Source organism: Clostridium paraputrificum AGR2156, from assembly GCF_000424025.1.
Lineage (GTDB): Bacteria > Bacillota > Clostridia > Clostridiales > Clostridiaceae > Clostridium > Clostridium paraputrificum.
Window position 1 is genome coordinate 1 of sequence record NZ_AUJC01000010.1, and the last position, 19,128, is coordinate 19,128.

Below are 19,128 nucleotides of genomic sequence, written 5' to 3' on the forward strand. Positions count from 1 at the left end.
TACGCATCGTCGCCTTGGTGAGCCGTTACCTCACCAACTAGCTAATGCGCCGCGGGCCCATCTTATAGCGGATTGCTCCTTTAATTGCTACTTCATGCGAAGCTACAATCTTATGCGGTATTAATCTTCCTTTCGGAAGGCTATTCCCCTCTATAAGGCAGGTTGCCCACGTGTTACTCACCCGTCCGCCGCTAATCCGTTCCCGAAGGAACTTCATCGCTCGACTTGCATGTGTTAGGCACGCCGCCAGCGTTCGTCCTGAGCCAGGATCAAACTCTCAATAAAAAGTTTAATCTTGCTACTTGATTTCTCAAGTTTACTCGTAAAAAGAATTGCTGGTTTTTTACTTTATATTCTGTTCAATTTTCAAAGACCAATTTGTATGTCGCACTCAAGCGACTTTCTTATCTTATCACCTTGTCGAAATCTTGTCAACAACTTTTTTCTCTTTTCATTTCGTTGCGACTTGTTTCCGTCAGCGACGAGATTTATCTTAACATAATTCTATAATATAATTAAACACTATATCCTTTCTATTTAAAATAATACCTATTATTTCATATTTTTTCTTTTATTTTCTATGTTTTTCTTATAGAGATACTCCAGGATAAGTTTATATTATTTATCTCCTTTTACTCCTTCTTTCCATCAAATTAGTACTAAAAATCTTTACTTTAACAACCCAATTTATCACTAATATACAAAAAGAAACACCAATTGTAATGGCGCTTCTTTCTCCTTCTTTCATAATTCTTATTTTCATTTTCTTTTTTATTTAGAATTAATCCCTTAATATATTTAAATCCTCACCATTCAATATTTTCTTCATAGTTCTCATAGAGCACATCTTTCCACACATTGTACAACTCTCTTCATCATGTGGTTTTGACTCAGCTCTATATCTTCTTGCTTTTTCTGGTTCTAAAGCTAAAGCAAACATAGTATCCCAATCAATATCTGCTCTAGCTTTACTCATTTTGTTATCCCATTCTCTCGCTCCCTTTATTCCTTTAGCTATATCCGCTGCATGTGCTGCAATTTTGGTTGCTACAATTCCCTCTTTCATATCTTCTAAGTTAGGTAGTCTTAAATGTTCAGCTGGAGTAACATAACATAAGAAATCCGCTCCATATGTTGCTGCAATAGCTCCTCCAATAGCAGATGTTATATGATCATACCCAGGAGCAACATCTGTTACCAAAGGCCCTAAAACATAAAATGGTGCTCCATGGCATAATTTCTTTTGCAAAAGCATATTAGCTTCTATCTCATTAAGTGCCATATGGCCAGGTCCTTCAATTATAACTTGTACATTCTTTTTCCAAGCCCTTTTAGTTAATTCTCCTAGTGCTATAAGTTCCTTTATTTGATTAGCATCTGTAGAATCATTAATACTTCCCGGTCTTAATGCATCTCCAAGAGAAATTGTCATATCATACTTAGCACAAATATCTAGCAATTCATCATAATATTCAAAAAAAGGATTTTCTTTATTATTCAATTCCATCCATGCAAATAATAATGAACCACCTCTTGACACTATGTGGGTAAGTCTCTTATTTCTCTTAACTGTTTCCACAGCCTCTCTATTTAATCCTGCATGTATTGTTATAAAGTCAACTCCATCTTGTCCATGTTTCTCTACAACTTTAAGAAACTCCTCTGCTGTTATATCTTTTAATTCCTTATCATAAAAACCAACAGCATCATATATAGGTACAGTCCCAATCATAGCAGTAGACATATCTACTATTTTTCTTCTCATTCCTTCAGTTTTACCATAGTTAGAAAGATCCATTATTGCTTCCGCCTTCATATCTAATGCTACTTTTACCTTTTCAAACTCCTTCTCACATTCAGGACAATCCTTAGATATCCCTAAATTTACATTTATCTTAGTTTTAAGACCTTGGCCTACCCCCTCTGGACTTAGAGTCTTATGATTCCTATTAGCTGGTATAACAATTTTCCCCTCTGCCACTAATCCTCTCAACTTTTCCACCGAAATATCTTCCTTTGCAGCTACTATTTCCATTTCACTTGTTATAATACCTTTTTTAGCTGCATCCATTTGTGTTGTATAACTCATAATAACCCTCCTCTAAAATAAATAAAAAACCTAGCAAATTAATTTGCTAGGTTATAACCACTTTTAAAAACAAAAGCTTGCATATGCAAGCTTAAATTTTCAAATTATAAGCTTCCCTACGATGGTATTATCCATATCAGGTACAAGAGTTAGGAAAATCCTTCTCAGCCTTACGGCACCCCTAGCTAATTCACTATATTCTTTTACACTAATATACCATTTATTGATATTTTTATCAAGCTTTTAGCATTCAAATATATTTACTAACTTTTTGTTCAATACATCTACAACACCACAGTCAGACATCTTAGCACAAGGAATTACAGGAAGTGCAAGCGTTACAACTCTCAATAATGGGTTGGGCATCTCAGTAATACCTAATTCTCTTATAGCTTTCTTCATCTTGTTAGCAGCCTTAGATAACTCTTCTGCTTCTTTATTTGACATCAGCCCTGCAACTTTTAGTTGTAAATGCTCTTTTAATTCACCATTTTCCACACAGCTTAATCCACCACCCATTTGAATCAAGTCATTTGCTACTAGTAAAGCTTCTTTAGGATCCTCATATACTATTGTTAGATTATGACTATCATGTGATATAGTACTTCCTAACGCACCCTTAGTTAACCCAAAATTCTTTACCACTGCTATTGATTTGTTCTCATCTTTACCATGTCTATTAATAACAATTACAAACTTTAAATCCTCTTCCCCTGATAAATCTATATATCCATCTTTAACACTTAATTCTTTTTCTATAAAATCTGTAACTGATGATATTTGACTTCTATATTGAATTATCTTTGTTTTTATCTTACCTTCTTCTATAGGAGCTTTTAACATAAAATCTTCAATTTTTAACTCTTTTACATGAACTGAGTTTTCTTCTTCAATATCATATTTTATATCTTCTATTTCCTTTAATAGTTTTCCCTCTTCAGCCACTATTTCTCCTTCGAAGACTACAGCATTAACCTTAAAACTCTCAAAATCCTCCAATACAACTATATCTGCTAAATATCCTGGAGCTAATGCACCTAAATTTCTTATTCCTAACTCTCTTGCATTATTTAATGTTGCACATCTTATAGCATCAATTGGATTTAATCCTGCCTTAACTGCTGTTTTTACAACATCATTCATATGACCACTAGTTAATATTTCATCCACTTCTCTATCATCAGTACATAAGGTAAGATTTGTTAAATATCTAAAATCCTTAACTCCCTTTACTATTTTGGTTACATCCTTAGAAATAGAACTTTCTCTAGCATCAACATACATGCCTTTTCTCATCTTATCTCTAGCTTCAATTTCATTTCTACTTTCATGGCAACTTAATATTCCTGCACAAAGATAAGAAGATAATTGTTTTCCTGTCAAAGATGGAGCATGCCCTTGAATAAACATATTTCTCTTTTCAGCTGCTTCAACAATCTTTACCATCCTTTCATCATTATCAATTACTCCGATGAAGTCCATCACTTCCCCAATACCAATAACTCTTTCTAAATCTAACATTTCTTCTATATCTTTTTCATCAAACTCAGCCCCTGCATTTTCTAAACCTTGTACTGCTGGAACACATGATGGTGCTAATATGTATTGTCTCATTGGAAGCCCTTCACTAGAATCATGCATATACTTAACGCCTCTAATTCCATGGACATTTCCTATTTCATGAGGGTCTGTAACAACCGTAGTTGTCCCGTGTGCAGTAACTGCCTTTGCAAAATTTCTTGGAGTAAGTAAAGTACTTTCAATATGAATATGTGCATCTATTAATCCTGGAATTACATACTTTCCTTCTGCATCATAATATTTTTTCCCTTTAAGAGGCTCTCTTTCCTCATCTATGCTACATGTAACGTCTCCAATATGCTTTTCATATATACCAACTTCACCTTCATATATTTCTCCAGTGAATACATTAACTATTTTTCCGTTCTTAATAACTAAATCATATTCTCTTTTTCCATTTGCTGCTTCTATTAATCCTTTTTTATCATTAGGTAAAATCCACATAAAACTCATCCTTTCACTATATAATTTAGGTGTTCTGTGGTGGAACTATAATTATTATTTTTTATTCTTAAAGTAAATTATTTTCAATTAAAGTTCACCTCACAAAAATCCATTCAACAACGCACTTTTACTATAACTTTTAAACTTTTTAAACATTTAAGAACTGCATATAAAATTTAAAATTATGATACATCCTTTTTACTTTAATAAAAAGTTGCCGTGGCAATAGAGAATAAGTTTTCTTCTCTATTACCACAGCTCTATTATTTCTATATTAAGAAGTATAAAATCAACGGTATTGATAAGATATAAATTCCCCAATTTAATTCTTTATATCTACCCGAAACTAATTTTGTAAATGTATAAGCTATAATCCCCATACTTATACCATTTGAAATACTGTTTGTGAAGATTGTAAATGCAATTGTAGCGAACGCTGGGAATGATTCTGTGAAATCACTAAAATCTATATCCTTAAGTCCTGATAACATCATTAATCCTATAATTATTAATGCTGGTGCTGTAGCTTGATTTGGTATCATCCCAACTATTGGTGTTATGAATATTGCAAGAGCAAAACATACCGCTGTTGATACAGCTGTTAAACCAGTTCTTCCACCTTCTTCAACACCTGAAGCTGATTCAATATAAGTTGTTACTACTGTTGAACCAAATAATGCTCCTACTATTGTTGCAATTGAGTCTACTAAGAATGGCTTTTCAATATTTGGTAAGTTCCCTTCTTCGTCCAAAAGATCCGCCTTAGCAGAAACCCCTATTAATGTACCTAAAGTTGAGAAGAAATCTCCAACAAAGAATGTGAATATTAATGGGAAGAAACTCCACTTTAACGCACCCATAATATCAAGCTTCATAAATATTGGCTCAATTGATGGCGGCATTGATACTAAAGTTTCTGGAACTTGTGTAATTCCCATTGGAATCCCTATAATTGTAGTAGCTATAATTCCTATAAATACAGCTCCCTTAACTTTTCTTGACATTAAGAAAACCAGTAAACATAACCCCATAATTGTAAGTAATACTGCTGGTGTTTTAATATCCCCCATAGAAATAGAGCCATCTACTTGCATAATTCCACCATTCTTGAATCCAAGTGAAACTATATAGAATCCAACTGCTGCCCCTATAGCAAGCTTTACATTCTTAGGAATTAACTTAACTATAACTTCTCTTAATCCTAAAACAGAAAGTAGTAAGAAAATAACTCCTGAAATAAATACCATTCCTAATCCTGTTTGCCAAGAAACAACTCCCCCAGCAACAAGTGTGAATGCAAAGAAAGCATTACTTCCCATAGCTGGAGCTAAAGCAAAAGGTAAGTTAGTGTATAATCCCATAAATAATGAGAATATCGCTGAAAGAATTGCTGTAACCACTGTTACTGCTCCAACATCCATTCCTGCTGCTCCCATAAAGGATGGTTGTACAACTAAAATGTAAGCCATAGTCATAAACGTAACTATACCTGCTGATATTTCAGTTTTTGGATTTGTATTGTGTTCCTTTAATTTGAATAGTTTTTCTAACATTTTGTCCCCCTAATGTTTACTTAATTAATTCTTCTACTGTATCTAATAACAACTGACATCCATTTTGAATATCTATTTCTTTTGTATACTCTTCTGGGCAATGACTACTTCCATTTACACTAGGTACAAATATCATAGCCACATCACATATTTCACTAATAATGCTTGTATCATGGTTTGAACCACTATACATAAACTTATAACTTATTTTTCTTTTTAAAGCCTTTTCTTCTATAATTTTTAATATTTCTTCCTTCGACTTAGTTTCCTTAGCCTTAGTCAGTTCTTTTATAGAAGTCTTAACTCCACCATTCTCTATCTTTTTAAGTTCATTTTTTATTTCTTCTAAAATCCTTCTATTTGTATCAGGTTCGATACCTCTTAAATCTATTGTGAACTTTACTTCTTTTGGAATTACATTTGGCAAATTAGGTTTACACTCTATAACACCTACAGTTGCTACATTTGATTCATCTCCAAACTTTTCAACTATAGTTGGTATTTTAGAAATTAATTTTGAAGCTTCAATCAAGGCATCCTTCCTATACTTCATAGGAGTTGCACCTGCATGATTAGCTTCCCCTTCTATCCTTACCTCATACCAATTTAAAGCGTTTATTCCTTTAACTATTCCCACTGAAATATTTTCTTCATCTAAAACTCTTCCTTGTTCTATATGAAGCTCTATCATAGAATAGATTTCTTCCTTTGGAATCCTACATTCAGATACTCTTCTAGAATTAACTCCTAATTTCTCTATCATATCCACCATAGAAATACCCATATTATCTTTAAGATCCTTTATATCTTCAAATTCAATCTTACCAGCAATGGCTTTGCTTCCAAGAAGATTAACAGAAAAATTAGACCCTTCTTCTTCAGTAAAAATCACTACTTGATATCCTCTTCTATGCTTTAGATTATTCTCTTTTATAACTCTTCCAACTTCTATAGCCGCAACAACACCAAGTATCCCATCATAATTACCACCGTGTTTAACAGTATCAATATGTGAGCCGCTTATAACCACTGGTAACTTTTCCTCTGTTCCTTTTAATACCCCTTTTATATTACCTATATTATCAACGCGTACCTCAAACCCTGCCTCTTTCATTTGATTAATTAAATATTTCCTAGCAAGCAGGTCCTCTTTGCTGTAAGAATATCTTGTACAACCTTTTTCAGGGGTAGAGTTAAATTCGCTAAGCCTCTCAATCCCCTTCATTACTCTATGTATATTAACCTTCATGTCCTATCCTTCCTTCGAACTAATAACGAACTATATTTATAATATATATAATATTATTCGTCAGGTCAAGACTTTTTTCTACTTTTTCCGAACCTTTATTTTGTCAAACAATTTATTTTTCGTATCGATTGATATTATTATAATAAATTTCTTGCAATACTAATTAATGCTTATCTCACTTCTAGAAAATAAAATTTACTTATGATATTCTAAAACTGTACCATAACAGTTAAGAAGGTGTTTATCATTAGTAAATTATACGAAAAAATAATCAAGGATATAGAAGAAGGAATAGAAAAAGGAATATATACAGTAGGTAAAAAAATACCTTCTGTCCGTGAGCTTAGTAAAATGTATAACTGTTCAATAAACACAGTAATAAAAGCTTATGATACTTTAAAAAATAATCATGTTATATACGCTAATCCTAAAAGCGGATATTATATTGTAGAAAACATAAATAAAATTAACATCTGCACATCAGATACAATTAACTTTTATAGCGGTAACACTTTAATTGGAGATATGAATATACCTGATTTAAAACACTGTCTAAATTGGGCAGGAGACCTTTACAAAAATAATTCTCTAGACTCGAATCATACTGGAGTAGATTCTTTAAAAGATGCCTCACTTAGGTATTTATCAAACTTTCAAGTTTTCACTAAAAAAGAAAACTTATTTATTACTATGGGAACAGTTCAAACTCTTAACCTATTAATAGATATGAACTTTCCGAATAATAAAACAAAGATATTATTAGAACAGCCAAGTTATGGACACTTTTTAGATAACCTAAAAATGCTAAACATAGATATAATGGGAATTGAGAGAAACGAAGATGGTATTAATTTAGATAAACTAGAAAAAATTTTTAAAGAAGAGCCTATTAAATTCTTCTATACAATCCCGCGTCACCACAACCCTTTAGGAACTACTTTAAAAAAATCTCAAAGGAAAGCAATTGCTAAATTAGCAGCCAAATATGACGTTTATGTTGTAGAAGATGATTATTTTTCAGATATTTATTTAGACGAAAAATACGACCCTATTTATTCATATTCAGACTTCACTCACGTCATATATCTCAAAAGTTTTTCAAAAATTATGCCTTGGATGAGAGTTGGAGTTTCAGTTATACCTAACAACTTAATTAACTCCTTTAAAAATCATATAAAAAAATTAGATATAAGATATTACATATCACCATCATTATTATCTCAAGCTACTCTTGAAATATATATAAGAAGTAATATTTTAAAAAAACATAGCGATGTTATAACTAATGATTTAAAAAGGAAACATGAAATTCTTTTAAATAAACTTCTAATTTTGAAAAATCTAGGTATAAATTATTTTATTGACATATCAGGTTTTTATAGTTATATATTTCTTCCCGACCATATAAACGAAGACATATTAATTAAAGAATTAAGAAATAACAAAGTTATTGTAGGACCTGGTAAACGCTGTTTTATAGATAATTCATTTTACAAAAAAGGAATAAGGCTTAGTATATCTAGCGTCAGTACAAAGGATATTATTAATGGTTTAAATATAATAAAAAAATGTTTGATTAATAGCTAAAACTTAAATAATTAGTAAAAATAAATTTTAATCATTACAAAAAGGACCGTATCTTATTTGATACGATCCTTTTTTGCGAAATCAACTTTTGTAGTTTTATATAAATGTTATTTTTTCTTAGGCTTTTTTACTTCTTTTGAAGCTTCTTTCTTAACTTCATAAGATTTTATATAAATTTCCTTTAATTCACTCATTAATGGGTATCTTGGATTAGCACCTGTACATTGGTCATCAAATGCTTGCTCTACCATTTCATCAAGTGTTGCATAGAATGCATCTTCACTTATACCAGCTTCTTTAATTGTCTTTGGCATATTAACCTTAGCTTGTAATTCCTCTATAGCTTTGATTAATAATTCTACTTTTTCCTCATTAGTAGATCCTCCTAATCCTAGATGATCTGCAATTCTAGCATATCTCCATGATGCATTTGGATATTTATATTGAGCAAATGCTGCTTGCTTAGTTGGTGCATCTGTAGCATTGAATCTTATAACTTCGTTCATTACTAGAGAGTTTGCCATACCATGTGGTAAGTGGTGGAATGCACCTAGCTTATGAGCTAATGAGTGGTTTATTCCTAAGAAAGCATTTGAGAATGCCATACCAGCCATACATGAAGCATGAGCCATTTTTTCTCTAGCTTTAACATTTGTTGTTCCTTCATTATAAGCATCTGGTAAATATTTAAATACTAATCTAATAGCTTCTAAAGCTAATCCATTAGTGTATTCAGACGCCATAATTGAAACATATGCTTCTATAGAGTGAACCAATACGTCTATACCTGCACAAGCTGTTAACCCTTTAGGTGAAGTCATCATTAACTCAGCATCAACTATAGCCATATCTGGAGTTAATTCATAGTCAGCTAATGGATATTTAACCCCTGTAGTTTCATCAGTTATAACTGCGAACGGAGTAACTTCTGATCCTGTTCCTGCTGATGTAGCTATTGAAACCATCATAGCCTTTTGACCCATTGTTGGGAACTTGTAAATTCTTTTTCTAATATCCATAAATGTCATAGCTAAATCATGGAAGTTAACTTCTGGATGTTCATACATAACCCACATAATCTTAGCAGCATCCATAGCTGATCCACCACCAAGAGAGATAATTACATCTGGATTGAAATCTAGCATTTCCTTAGCACCAGCTCTTGCACATCTTAATGTTGGATCTGGTTCAACATCTGAGAATATTTTATATTGTATTCCGTTCTTTTCTAGTACTTCTGTTACTTTATTTGTGTATCCCATTTGGAATAATACTTTATCTGTTACGATGAAGGCTTTCTTTTTGCCCATATCGTGTAATTCTTCAAGAGCTACTGGTAAACAACCATATTTGAAATAAGTCTTTTCTGGAACTCTAAACCAAAGCATATTTTCTCTCCTCTCAGCAATGCTCTTAATGTTAATTAAGTGCTTAGGACCAACGTTTTCTGAAACTGAGTTTCCACCCCATGATCCACATCCTAGTGTTAATGATGGTGCTAACTTAAAGTTAAATAAATCTCCGATAGCTCCTTGTGCTGCTGGCATATTAATTAGAGTTCTAGCAGTCTTCATTCTTTCACCAAATGTTAATATTCTATCTTTTGACTTTATTTGATCTGTATATAGTATTGAAGTGTGTCCCATACCACCTAATTCAATTAATCTATCAGCCTTATCTAAAGCTTCTTCGAATGATTTAGCTTTATACATAGCTAATACTGGTGATAACTTTTCATGCGAGAATGGTTCTTCTAATTCAACTGAAGTTACTTCTCCAACTAAAACCTTAGCTGATTCTGGAACATTCACTCCTGCCATTTGTGCAATCTTATATGCTGATTGACCAACAATATCTGCATTTAGGCCACCTCTATCATTTAAGATTACTTTTCTAACCTTATCTATTTCTTCACCCTTAAGGATGTAAGCTCCTCTATCTGCTAATTCTCTCTTAACTTCATCATAAACTTCTTCTAAAACAACTATTGATTGTTCTGATGCGCATATAACCCCATTATCAAATGTCTTAGATAATAAAATTGAGTTTACAGCCATTTTTATGTGAGCTGTTTCATCTATAATGGCTGGAGTATTTCCTGCACCAACTCCTAAAGCTGGTCTTCCTGATGAGTAAGCAGCCTTAACCATCGCTGGGCCACCTGTAGCTAGTATTATATCTGATTCTCTCATAACATTTCCTGATAGTTCAACTGAAGGTTCATCTATCCATCCGATAATTCCTTCTGGAGCACCAGCTTTAACTGCTGCATCTAAAACGACCTTTGCTGCTGCTATTGTAGCTTTCTTAGCTCTTGGATGCGGACTTATTATTATTGCATTTCTAGTTTTTAAAGCTATTAATGTTTTAAATATAGCTGTTGATGTTGGATTTGTAGTTGGAACTATAGCAGCTATAACTCCTATTGGTTCTGCAATTTTTGTAACCCCAAAAGTTTTATCTTCTTCTAAAACTCCACAAGTTTTCATATCTTTATATTGATTATATATATATTCAGCTGCAAAATGATTCTTTATAACTTTATCTTCAACAATACCCATTCCTGTTTCTTCAACAGCCATCTTTGCAAGCTTAATTCTTGCATTATTTGCTGCCAAAGCTGCTTGTCTGAAAATTTCATCTACTTGTTCTTGAGTATAAGTTGCGAATATCTTTTGCGCCTCTTTTAATTCTTGAATTCTTTTAGTTAATTCTTGTGCATTAGTAACTGCCATCTTTAGTTCCTCCTAAAATTTATATAATAATCATTTGTGATTTTTTTATCATTCTTTCCACACTTTTATTTTATTTTATTGTTTATTTTTTGTCAATGTTTTTTGTTAACTTTTTTAATTTTTATCTAACTTACCCATCAAATAATTGATTTTTTGTAAATATTTTGTCAAACTTATATATTTTTAGGTTCCACAAAAACATTTATATAGCTATGTATGTAGTTTTTTTAACAATATTCTTGTTATAACTATATTTATTTTGTGCATTTACACTTTATATCATTCATTTATATTTAAACTTATTTTTCTATATAATTGATAACTTCCTAACTAAACAAATATAATTAAGTCTTTCACCAATCAAAATATTTACAAATAAAAAGAAGTCCAATATTGGACTTCTTTTAACATTTACATATTTCGATTATTGTTTTGCAAGCTAATTCCATATATGAAACTACAGTAAATTCATATTTACCATGAAAATTATATCCACCAGTAAATATATTAGGACAAGGTAACCCCATAAAAGATAACCTTGATCCGTCTGTTCCTCCTCTAATTGGAACTAATTTAGGAACTATATCTAAAGCTTCCATAGCTTTTTTCGCTCTCTCCATTACTTCTGGATACTCATCAATTATTTCCTTCATATTTTTATATTGATCTTTTAGAATAATTTCTACTGTTCCATCTCCATATTTTGAATTTAGCTTCTCTTTAATATCATTTAATTTATTCTTTCTATTATCTATTCCATCAGTTTCAAAATCTCTCAATATATAAGTTAAAGTTGTACTTTCTACTGAACCTTCAATATCATTTAAATGATAGAATCCTTCATATCCACTTGTATGTTGTGGTGATTCATTTTGTGGTAACTCATTATGGAATTCATATGCTATAAGAATACTATTTTTCATTTTGTCCTTAGCATATCCTGGATGAATGTTGCTGCCATTTACCTTAACTATAGCAGAAGAGGCATTAAAGTTTTCACACTCTAATTCTCCTAACGCTCCACCATCTATTGTATAAGCAAAATCTGCTCCAAACTTTTCTACATCGAAGAAATCTGCACCTCTACCTACCTCTTCATCAGGGGTAAATGCTATTCTTATCTTTCCATGAGAAATCTCTGGATGTTTTATTAAATAGCTCATTGCAGTCATTATTTCTGCAATACCATTTTTATCATCAGCTCCAAGAAGAGTTGTTCCATCAGTTGTAATTATAGTTTCTCCAATTAACTTCTTTAAAACAGGATAACTAGATTCACTTAAATGTATATCTTTATTTAAATATATATTTCCACCATTGTATTCTACTATTTGAGGATTTACACATTCTCCTTTAAAATCTGGAGATGTATCCATGTGAGCTATAAAACCTATAACCGGAACGTTTTCCTTAATATTGCTAGGTAAAGTTGCCATTACATATCCTTTATCATCAAGAGTTACTTCTTTTAACCCCATCTTTTCACATTCATCCTTTAAGATTCTGGCTAAATCTAATTGACAAGCTGTACTTGGAGTAGTTTCACTTCTTTCATCAGATTTTGTATTCACCTTAACATACCTTAAAAATCTTTCTAATAATTCTTCTCTAATCATCAATACTCCTCCTTTAATATATTACATATAATCTTCTGTTTTTGTCTTCATACCTTTCTTATCTAATTGACTTTCTACTACCTCTTTTATTATAGAGTATATTACTGCAAATAAAGGTACACCTATTACCATTCCTACTAACCCTAAGAATTTACCAGCCACTAATATAGAAAACAATATCCAAAATGCTGATATACCTATAGAGTCTCCTAAAATCTTAGGCCCTATTATATTACCATCAATTTGTTGTATCACAAGAATTATAAGTAAAAACCATAAAGCTTTAACTGGAGATACAAATAATATTATTATTACTGAAGGTATAGCACCAATAAACGGTCCGAAGAATGGAATTATATTAGTTATACCAACTATTACAGATACTAATAAGGTATATGGCATTTTAAATATTGTTAAAACAACAAATGTTAATATACCAATTATTAACGAATCAAGTATCTTTCCACTTAAAAACTTTCCAAAAGTATCACTACTTCTATGAGTTATTTCTATAGTCTTATTTGCAGCTCTTTGTGGTAAAATAGCATAGCTAACTTTCTTAGCTAATGCACAGAACTTTTCCTTATCAATTAAAATGTATATTGAAATTATTATTCCAAGCACTACATTCCATAATCCTGCAGCTGTAGAAGTTACTACCCCACCCAATACAGGTAACATATTTGTTACTTGCTTTATTATATAATTAGTTACATCATTAAAATTCGTATTTATAAAATTAAATACCTCTTCATTTAAATCAAATTTATGAACAATCTCCTCAAATAACTTTGTTGTATTGTTTATATATGTAGGAATATCATTTATTAACCCAACCAGACTGTCTATTACTTGTGGTAAAACAAATTGCATAAATAAAACTATAACTAAAAATGTAGTTATATAAGTTAATATTAGCCCTACAGTTCTTTTTCTTCTAAAACTCACTTTTTTAAAGCATTTAATATTTTCCATTCTACTTTCATAAAATCTCAATAAAAAATCTAATAGATACGCAATAGCAAATCCAAATATAAATGGTTGTAATAAACTTAATACTTTCCCTATCTTCCCCCACAACACTTCTAATTGTGATATTGACAAATAAAATAATATAATAGAACACACTAAAATAAATGTATATACGCATATTGTATTATATTTAGTATTCCAATTTACTTTCATATTTACCTCTCTTAATTATTATTTTTTTAACATTTATGACACTTTTATTATAATTTTTTTATTATCCTACAGCAATAGAATTAGCTATTTATAATAAAATATTAAGTTTTTTATTTGTAACTAATAAAAATAAAAAACATATTTATGATTTGTAGGGCTTAAAAGGTGCAGTATTGTTAGATTTATCAATAATAATGTAATCTAAATAAATACTTGGCTATAATAGCATAATGTAAATATTAATTAGTTCTAAAAAATAAAGTCTTTGCATTAGAATTAATGTGAGACTTCATTTTCAATAAAATAAACAATATATAGGAGTTGTACAATGTTAAATATACATTCAAAACTAAAATCATTAGAAAAGCTAATTGGTAACACACCTCTAGTAGAAATAACCTGTGTTTATAATGGTAAGGAAATAAAAATTTATTCAAAACTAGAATACTATAATTATACAGGAAGTATAAAAGATAGAATGGCACTTCATATCATAAAGAAATCATATGAAAACAAAGAATTAAACCCTAATGATACTATAATCGAAGCTACAAGTGGAAATACTGGGATTTCTTTCAGTTCAATTGGTACTTATTTAGGTCATAATGTGGTAATATACATGCCTGACTGGATGAGTGATGAACGAAAGAAATTATTAAGAGGCTTTGGTTCAGAAATAAACTTAGTATCCAAGGAGGATGGTGGATTCTTAAAATGTATATCCATCACAGAAGAAATTGCTAAAAATAATAAGAATGTATTTTTACCAAAGCAATTTTCTAATAAATATAACACAGAAGCACACTACTGCTCTACTGGACCAGAAATATTGAACATATTAAAAAAGCACAATCTAACTCCTTCTGCATTTATTGCTGGTGTAGGTACAGGAGGAACTGTTATGGGAATTGGGACATATTTAAAAAAACATAATCCTAATATAAAAATATATCCTCTCGAACCATCTAATTCACCCACTCTATCTACAGGAACTCAAGTAAATGACCATAGAATCCAAGGAATTGTAGATGAGTTTATCCCTCCTATTTTAGATTTTTCTAAAGTCAATGATGTTATTGGAGTTAATGATGGAGACGCAATACTTATGGCACAAAAGTTATCTAAAACTTTAGGGCTAGGAGTTGGGATATCTTCTGGTGCTAACTTCCTAGGCGCAATAAAGGCCTATGAACTATCACAAAAAAAGAATCCTGTTATAGTGACAGTTTTCGCTGATGATAATAAGAAATATTTATCAACAGACTTATGTAATATTGAACCCGAAAAAGATTGTTATATATCTAAAAATATAGAATTAATAAAGTTTAAAACTTTATAACTAAAAAAAGGTATTATAAAACAAATACGTTTTTAATACCTTCTTATACTTCTAGATTACCGCTAGTAATTGATGTTGCAACTAATATAAGAAAACTTGATATAAAAGCTCTAAATGCCCTAATCTCATCTCTTCTAGAAGCATCATTTTCTATTGCTGTTTCAAAAGCATCATAATTTATAAATAAAAAAATTGATGTAGTTAAAAGAAATATTTCATTAGATATCCTAGGTATCTTACTTAAATCTGGCAAAGAATCAGCCATATTAGTATTATTTAGTTTATCTAATATCTTAATTCTCTCTCCACTAACAAACTCTATATTCAAAATAATTGCAAGTAAAATAAGTAATAAAGAATCATATGAAATATTTAATATATTTAATTGCTTAAAAAGTTCTTCCTCAGAAACTGAAGATTCATTGTTTACTTCTTTTTGATTATTGTTATTTTCTTTCATTAATATCCTCTTTAAGCATTTCTATATTCACACAATATGATACTTTAATCATTTTAGTGCTTAAATATAGAACACAATTCACTTACTTTACATAAAATAAATAAGAAGAATATATATTTTATTTATATTAACTTTCGTTTTAAAAAATAAAGGAGGCTTTATTATGGCTGAGAACTCAGCAGCTTTCCAAATAGAAAGCGTTCTAAATCCCAATAACAAAAGTTTAGATATATATCTAAATACTAATTTTAATAACAATTATAATATTAAGTTGTTTGATTCTGATAATCCATCAAAAGTGTATAATGGAACATTAGTTCCAAACTCTTTTGATTCTACCAACAAAAATACAAAGACCTTTTTATTAATAGGTGAAAACCTAATTCCTAATAAACAATACTCTATTACTGTAACTAATGATAATAATGAAACTAGTGAAGCATACAATTTTTCTTTTGACTCAATTTCAGCAATAGCAGACCCAACTAATGACGTAAAAGTTGAAGCTCTAGGCAATAGAATTTTAAAGGTTTCTTTTAGATATCCTGTAGATAATTTATTATCTGCAAATTCAGATGATATTCTTACAAATTTTTATGGTATTTTCTATAATAGGCTTGCTAATACCTCCACAAATACCTCTATAGCCAAATGGGATGGTGCTTTAAAAAAGGATATAGCAAGTATTAGCCCAGACATGAGAAGTATCTTTTTCGAAGAAGATAGTAAGATACTTCCTGTTACAACTATACAAAATCATATATTACAAATAAATAATGGAGTTTACCACACAAATCCATTAGATAAATCCACCGTAATAGTTGATCAAACAGTAGAACAAAGAATAGTACCTCCAATGGAAGTTCCATTTTCTGTTCAAGTAACAAATACTCCAGCAAAAGCAACTAACTTAGATGCAATTTCAAGAAATGAATTAATAGTTAAGTTTGATAACAACGTATTACTTCCAAAACCTTCAACAGGGTTAACTGGTAATATACTATTCGATGAAAATAATAACCCTATATCTGTAGATAGAGTTTCTAGAGTTGATAATACTTTTAACACCTTATTGCTAGGTTTAGATAGTCCATTAAATATAGGAATACAAACTTTAAAGGTTGGTAATTTACCATCTGATACACCTATTTTATTTGATGCCAATGGTTACTCTATACCTCTTACTCCATTACAAGCAACTATTGAAAGTATAAAGCCTACACTAAAAAGTGCTAGCCAAGACATGAATATTATAAATCCAAAGAATACAATTATTAATCTATCTTTCTCAACAGTAATGAAAGATGATGTTTCTGGGGTTGGCGCTAATAATAAAACAAACTATACTTTATTAAATTCAGAAAACTTGCCTCAAGAAATTCTATCAGCTGAGTTTGGGTCTGATAAAACAACAGTAGTCCTTACAACAAAAGAATTACTTCCAACTGGTGACTACAGCCTAGTTATTAATGAAAATTCTATTGTTGATGAAAATGGTGAAGGAATACAATCAACAAATAGGATAGTTAATATTAGTGATTTATCATTACCTGAACTAGTAGAGATTATAGCACTTAATTCTACTGAGGATATAATTGATGATACTAGTAATTCTATAATAATAAAATATTCTACTCCAATGACTATATCTTCAAGTGGTTCTCAATGTGCTGCAAACCTTCCAATTAACTATAAGTTCATTAAGTCAACTAATGAATCTACTAAGAATCCTTTACCTGAAAATACTACAACTTATGTTATGGAAAATAACAAATGGGTAAGATTTACTTTACCATTAGATTCTCAATATCCTACTTTTGGAGCAACTGATGGAACACCTAACAACAATTACTCTATTCATATCGGATATACAGGATTAAAATTCTCAGATTATAAATATGTATGTAATGCATCTGGAAATGTATATCCATTATGTGAGGGTGAAAAAATAGATGCTGCAGTACCTTTGATTAATTTGTCTAAAGGTAATGTTGAAATGCAGGCTCATAATAAAATGACTTACAACTATACAGATAAGGTAACAGTTGGTGGAAAGTCCTATACAAATGAGTTTTTATCAGTATCTCCTAGCGATTTTATAATAAAGGTTAGTGAAAATGTAATTGATCCTTCTAATTTAGATGAGTTTAATAAACTAAAAACTTTAACAATATTAGATACTGAACTTTCTGAGGATAATACTAGTATAATATTCTCATTAGAAGAAAATTCTCTAAACTCTGGATATAAATATGCATATGTAGGCGCAACAACTCCAAATGGAATAGTAGATATATTCGGAAAAAATATTACAGAAGACGTCTTTAATAGAGAAATACTAAATAGTATCCCTTCAAATCTAGTAGGAATTAGCTTAAGTAACTTAAGTACTGAACCTACTAAATATACTTTAGGTATTGGTGATGATACTATTATAGCTATAGGATATCCTTATGAAATAGCTGTTAAATTCTCTAACGATATTAAAGCAACTCAAAACAATGACTTCGTAGTATCCTTTAAGAATACTCAAGAAAATTCACCTTATGTAGTTACTCCAATTAAATCTGTATCAATAACAAATAATAAAGACACCTTATTAATCAAAGGATATATACCTGCATCTGGAGGTGCAGCAATAACCTCTCATTCTCTTTTTGTTAGAACAAATGCTATGAATCCTACACTCGGTACAGTAGATATAAATTCTAATAGAATAGAAAGCTTTGATTATACTCCTGTATCTAATTTCTATATTTTAAATACAACATTTGTATCTAATGGACTTGTAACTGATAGTAAGTTCACTATGACATTCAATTATGATATAGATAGTAATTCCTTACCAAGCGATTTATTAAGTGATACAGGAATTACAAATCTAAAGTTCATAGATATGGATAATACTACACCATTAGATAAACCATATATGAATATAGACAACTTCGGAAAATTGTATGTTCGTGAAGAAGCTCCATCAGAAAATAAATTATTCTTAGAAAATGATGCTGAAAAAACAACAGCGGATGTAGCTATAACCTTAAAGGGAACTTTATTAGATAACAGAACATTAGAATTATTATTCAACGTTCCTAGTGATACTTCTAACAGTATTAAGTGGAATATGGACAATCTAGTTTTCATGTTATTCTCCCCTGAACCTCTTACTATTAAAAATACAGGAGATGAAGGAGAATACTACGCTAATAGTAGCTTAGACTTTAATGCTAACAGTATAATGAGATTAACATTATAAAAAAAGAGAAACTCGTATTCAATACGAGCTTCTC

At 30.5% G+C, this 19,128-nt stretch carries 11 protein-coding genes, 1 rRNA gene and 1 riboswitch; of the genes, 3 read left to right on the forward strand and 9 right to left on the reverse strand.

Features of this window, described 5'->3' with window-relative positions; genetic code table 11:
- The 5 genes from G594_RS0111095 to G594_RS0111115 all read right to left on the reverse strand — a co-directional run.
- Nucleotides 1-285, reverse strand: a 16S ribosomal RNA gene (locus G594_RS0111095); the annotation flags it as partial.
- 496 nt (nt 286-781) lie between these two features.
- On the reverse strand, nt 782-2,089 hold the full coding sequence (gene thiC, locus G594_RS0111100) for a phosphomethylpyrimidine synthase ThiC (RefSeq protein WP_027098647.1): 1,308 nt from the start codon (nt 2,087-2,089) through the stop codon (nt 782-784).
- 96 nt (nt 2,090-2,185) lie between these two features.
- A riboswitch (TPP riboswitch) is annotated at nt 2,186-2,282 on the reverse strand.
- Between the two features lie 50 nt (nt 2,283-2,332).
- A complete protein-coding gene (gene ade / locus G594_RS0111105) occupies nt 2,333-4,114 on the reverse strand; it encodes an adenine deaminase (RefSeq protein ID WP_027098648.1) in 1,782 nt (593 codons plus the stop codon).
- A gap of 269 nt (nt 4,115-4,383) precedes the next feature.
- Nucleotides 4,384-5,667: an NCS2 family permease gene (locus G594_RS0111110; RefSeq protein WP_027098649.1), complete on the reverse strand. Its 1,284-nt coding sequence runs from the start codon at nt 5,665-5,667 to the stop codon at nt 4,384-4,386.
- Nucleotides 5,668-5,683: 16 nt separating this feature from the next.
- The gene (locus G594_RS0111115) at nt 5,684-6,916 is read right to left on the reverse strand and encodes a M20 family metallo-hydrolase (protein ID WP_027098650.1); all 1,233 of its coding nucleotides are present in this window, start codon (nt 6,914-6,916) and stop codon (nt 5,684-5,686) included.
- 237 nt (nt 6,917-7,153) lie between these two features.
- On the opposite strand from G594_RS0111115, the gene G594_RS0111120 reads away from it, so the two are divergent.
- Nucleotides 7,154-8,503 carry an aminotransferase-like domain-containing protein gene (locus tag G594_RS0111120; protein WP_051195983.1) on the forward strand — a complete coding sequence of 450 codons (1,350 nt, stop codon included), beginning with the start codon at nt 7,154-7,156 and terminating at the stop codon, nt 8,501-8,503.
- Between the two features lie 107 nt (nt 8,504-8,610).
- Here the strand turns inward: G594_RS0111120 and adhE are convergent, their stop codons facing one another.
- The 3 genes from adhE to G594_RS0111135 form a co-directional block, all read right to left on the reverse strand.
- Complete coding sequence (adhE, locus tag G594_RS0111125; protein ID WP_027098652.1) at nt 8,611-11,238, reverse strand: bifunctional acetaldehyde-CoA/alcohol dehydrogenase; 2,628 nt, start codon at nt 11,236-11,238, stop codon at nt 8,611-8,613.
- 404 nt (nt 11,239-11,642) lie between these two features.
- On the reverse strand, nt 11,643-12,854 hold the full coding sequence (pepT, locus tag G594_RS0111130; protein ID WP_034866507.1) for a peptidase T: 1,212 nt from the start codon (nt 12,852-12,854) through the stop codon (nt 11,643-11,645).
- A 21-nt stretch (nt 12,855-12,875) separates the two neighbouring features.
- Nucleotides 12,876-14,039, reverse strand: a complete 1,164-nt coding sequence (locus G594_RS0111135) for an AI-2E family transporter (RefSeq protein ID WP_027098654.1) — start codon at nt 14,037-14,039, stop codon at nt 12,876-12,878.
- Nucleotides 14,040-14,367: 328 nt separating this feature from the next.
- On the opposite strand from G594_RS0111135, the gene G594_RS0111140 reads away from it, so the two are divergent.
- Nucleotides 14,368-15,378, forward strand: a complete 1,011-nt coding sequence (locus G594_RS0111140; RefSeq protein ID WP_027098655.1) for a PLP-dependent cysteine synthase family protein — start codon at nt 14,368-14,370, stop codon at nt 15,376-15,378.
- Between the two features lie 43 nt (nt 15,379-15,421).
- On the opposite strand, the gene G594_RS0111145 is transcribed toward G594_RS0111140, so the two are convergent.
- Complete coding sequence (locus tag G594_RS0111145) at nt 15,422-15,838, reverse strand: hypothetical protein (RefSeq protein ID WP_027098656.1); 417 nt, start codon at nt 15,836-15,838, stop codon at nt 15,422-15,424.
- Nucleotides 15,839-16,001: 163 nt separating this feature from the next.
- Here G594_RS0111145 and G594_RS0111150 point away from each other — a divergent pair, with 163 nt between their 5' ends.
- The gene (locus G594_RS0111150; protein ID WP_027098657.1) at nt 16,002-19,094 is read left to right on the forward strand and encodes a hypothetical protein; all 3,093 of its coding nucleotides are present in this window, start codon (nt 16,002-16,004) and stop codon (nt 19,092-19,094) included.
- The last annotated feature ends 34 nt before the right edge of the window (nt 19,095-19,128 follow it).

Bases quoted from the DNA above. Each gene is read 5' to 3' on its own strand.
- pepT (WP_034866507.1), bottom strand. From the start codon at position 12,854: ATGATTAGAGAAGAATTATTAGAAAGATTTTTAAGGTATGTTAAGGTG.
- G594_RS0111150 (WP_027098657.1), top strand. From the start codon at position 16,002: ATGGCTGAGAACTCAGCAGCTTTCCAAATAGAAAGCGTTCTAAATCCC.
- G594_RS0111110 (WP_027098649.1), bottom strand. From the start codon at position 5,667: ATGTTAGAAAAACTATTCAAATTAAAGGAACACAATACAAATCCAAAA.
- G594_RS0111140 (WP_027098655.1), top strand. From the start codon at position 14,368: ATGTTAAATATACATTCAAAACTAAAATCATTAGAAAAGCTAATTGGT.
- G594_RS0111145 (WP_027098656.1), bottom strand. From the start codon at position 15,838: ATGAAAGAAAATAACAATAATCAAAAAGAAGTAAACAATGAATCTTCA.
- G594_RS0111115 (WP_027098650.1), bottom strand. From the start codon at position 6,916: ATGAAGGTTAATATACATAGAGTAATGAAGGGGATTGAGAGGCTTAGC.
- ade (WP_027098648.1), bottom strand. From the start codon at position 4,114: ATGTGGATTTTACCTAATGATAAAAAAGGATTAATAGAAGCAGCAAAT.
- G594_RS0111135 (WP_027098654.1), bottom strand. From the start codon at position 14,039: ATGAAAGTAAATTGGAATACTAAATATAATACAATATGCGTATATACA.
- thiC (WP_027098647.1), bottom strand. From the start codon at position 2,089: ATGAGTTATACAACACAAATGGATGCAGCTAAAAAAGGTATTATAACA.
- adhE (WP_027098652.1), bottom strand. From the start codon at position 11,238: ATGGCAGTTACTAATGCACAAGAATTAACTAAAAGAATTCAAGAATTA.